The following is a 2666-nucleotide window of genomic DNA, read 5'->3' as shown; positions in this document are numbered from 1 at the left end:
CTCTCGCCAATACTCATTTACGGTACGATAGTTGTTCAATGCTGAAGGTTTATTGAGGAAGTCTTCCCAAAACTTTGGTATCTGATCGCGCGGAATATTCCCAGTGCCAATCGGGTTACCGGCAATTTCTGATCCCTCTGGCTGGCTTAAAATGAACTCTCTGTCTTGGAAGTCGACAATAATTAAGGCACCCTTAATAACTCTTTCCGGCTTAATATCTGATGTCTGCCAATCAATTCCAGGAACGGGGCGGTAATCACTCCATGCCATATCACGAGGCAGAACCCAGGATTCAGAATCAACTGGTTGAGGAAACTCTAGTAAACCGGGTTTTTCTGCATAAGCGGTTGTTGACACTGTTAAAAATAATAAACTTACCAAAAAGATGAGAGACCTTTTAATTTGCCTCAAAAAATCAAACCCCCTTAACTCTATTTAAGTACAGGAAAATAATATCATTATCTGATTATTTCGAATATAGAAATAAATACGAATGTAAAAAAGAGGAATTAAGTAATAGAGATTTGGATGATATTTGCTAGATTTATAGGATAATTAGTATGGTGGACCCGAGTTGTCTTTAGAAATTTTGACCTATATAACAGGCATAATTATAAAACCACGTTTTTAATGTTTTTCTTTTGATTTCTAAAATGGTCAAGTTAATATTAAAGAGCAACAACATAAAGTAACTCTAACAAAAGAAAATTTATTGCCCCCGTATCTTTTCATCCATCTTAAAACGTTTAAAGGGCAGAGAGTGCAAAAGGAGTGAAATCAATGTCACACAAGCTTAGTCATGACAGCTTAGAAAGTATAGAGCACGAAATGAGGATTGGGGAGGATTTTTGGATTCAAAATTATCCAAAACTTCGACGATATTGTCACTTTCTTACCAGCAGTAGATGGGATGGAGACGATATTGCCCAGGAGACTTATATAAAGGCGTTAAAATATGAGAATCAACACCAGAGAATGACAACGGCATTGCTAAATAAGATTGCCTATAATCATTGGGTCGATATGCTTCGAAAAAGAAAAAATGAAACAGTTGAGGCCGATCCCGAATATGCCATGCATACACATATGACTCCACTGGATGTAACACGGGAATCGGTTGAGTTACTGCTCAAAAACTTTACACCCAACCAAGCGATTATCTTTTTGCTAAAAGAGGGTTTTCAATATCAGCTGAAGGAAATCGCCACGATATTGGATTCTACAGAAATGGCTGTGAAGTCCAATCTTCATCGCGCGAAAAAGCGACTGGAAAAAGCTAAGGAAGAGAGGCCACTCCATTCAGTTGAATTGTTTTGGAATGAGGAAGAAAAGGAGCAGCTATCAGACCTGTTTTATGATGCATTGAAAAATCAAGATCCAACCATCCTCATTCAATCGCTTCCTGCACTAACATGTATGAGCAGCGTTTCTAAAGTCGTTTCGGGTAAATTGCGTACCAAGCCAACTTTCTCTCCTTCAAGCACTCTCTGTATGGCTGCATAGCCAAATGGCTTTCAAGGAGGGATTGGAATGAGTACCATTCCATATGTAATCGAACAATCTAATCGGGGAGAACGTTCCTACGATATCTATTCCCGTTTGTTAAAGGACCGAATTATTATCATTGGAGAAGAAATTAACGAGCATACGGCCAATAGTGTCGTCGCCCAATTATTATTTTTAGCAGCAGACGCACCGGATAAAGAAATTTCGCTTTATATAAATAGCCCTGGAGGGTTGACGACAGCAGGTTTTGCCATTTTTGACACTATGCAATACATTCAGCCCGACGTCAGGACGATCTGCACAGGAATGGCAGCTTCATTTGGGGCGATGCTACTTCTTGCTGGGAAAAAGGGAAAACGTTACGCGTTACCAAATAGTGAAATTATGATTCACCAGCCATTAGGAGGGGCGAAAGGTCAGGCAACAGAAATCGAAATTTCTGCACGAAGAATCTTAAAATTAAGAGAGCACATCAATCAAATTATTTCTGAACGGACAGGACAGCCGATTGAAAAGGTCGCAAAGGATACGGATCGAGATTACTTCATGAGTGCCGAAGAAGCGAAAGAGTATGGGATAATTGATGAGATTCTCTATCCAAAATAAGTTTTAGGGGAACGGGTGGTATAGAAATGAATACCACTAAATTTATCTAAAAAAAATGCGACACAATAGAAGCATCAATTCTATGTGTCGCATTTTTTTATAGGGAAAAATTAAATTGTGAATTTTTTACGGTGTTAAGGATAAGTAAAGGCAAACCATTTAAAGTTCCGGACTAAAAAAATCTTTTTCATCAAACCGTATGAAGACATTGTCCGTTTCCTTTAGTGTAGACAATATTAAGGGAGGAACTTTAATGAAAAAATATGTTTATTTCTTTTCTGTTTTCTTATTTATCATTTTGTTAGCAGCTTGCAATAATGGGATAAAGGAGGTTACTAAAGAGAATAAACCAAAAAGTGAATCCTCCGCCACCGACCAAGTGAGTAAAAATGATAGGTTACAATTATTAGAGAATGAAAAGGTAGGAAAATACTTAGCGGATTCAAAAGGAATGGCATTGTATTATTTTACTAAAGACCAATCTGGAAAAAGTAATTGTAGTGGAGAATGCTTAGACAACTGGCCAGCTTTTTCTGCACAAGATTTCGAAGTTC

Annotated in this window: 2 protein-coding genes and 2 pseudogenes; 3 read left to right on the top strand and 1 reads right to left on the bottom strand. The window is 37.9% G+C overall.

The features are described from left to right. Positions 1-411 (bottom strand): annotated as a pseudogene (locus V7137_RS24020) (hypothetical protein); the annotation flags it as partial. Between the two features lie 369 nt (positions 412-780). Between V7137_RS24020 and V7137_RS24015 the strand changes: the two are divergent. The 3 genes and pseudogenes from V7137_RS24015 to V7137_RS24005 form a co-directional block, all read left to right on the top strand. Beyond that, on the top strand, positions 781-1503 hold the full coding sequence (locus tag V7137_RS24015; protein ID WP_335700402.1) for a sigma-70 family RNA polymerase sigma factor: 723 nt from the start codon (positions 781-783) through the stop codon (positions 1501-1503). A gap of 27 nt (positions 1504-1530) precedes the next feature. Beyond that, positions 1531-2112, top strand: a complete 582-nt coding sequence (gene clpP / locus V7137_RS24010) for an ATP-dependent Clp endopeptidase proteolytic subunit ClpP (RefSeq protein WP_335700401.1) — start codon at positions 1531-1533, stop codon at positions 2110-2112. Positions 2113-2365: 253 nt separating this feature from the next. Next, positions 2366-2666, top strand: a pseudogene (locus V7137_RS24005) (hypothetical protein); the annotation flags it as partial.

It is taken from the genome of Neobacillus drentensis (assembly GCF_036962765.1).
In the GTDB taxonomy this organism is placed as follows: domain Bacteria; phylum Bacillota; class Bacilli; order Bacillales; family Cytobacillaceae; genus Neobacillus; species Neobacillus drentensis_C.
This window is presented reverse-complemented; position numbering and strand designations above follow the sequence as displayed.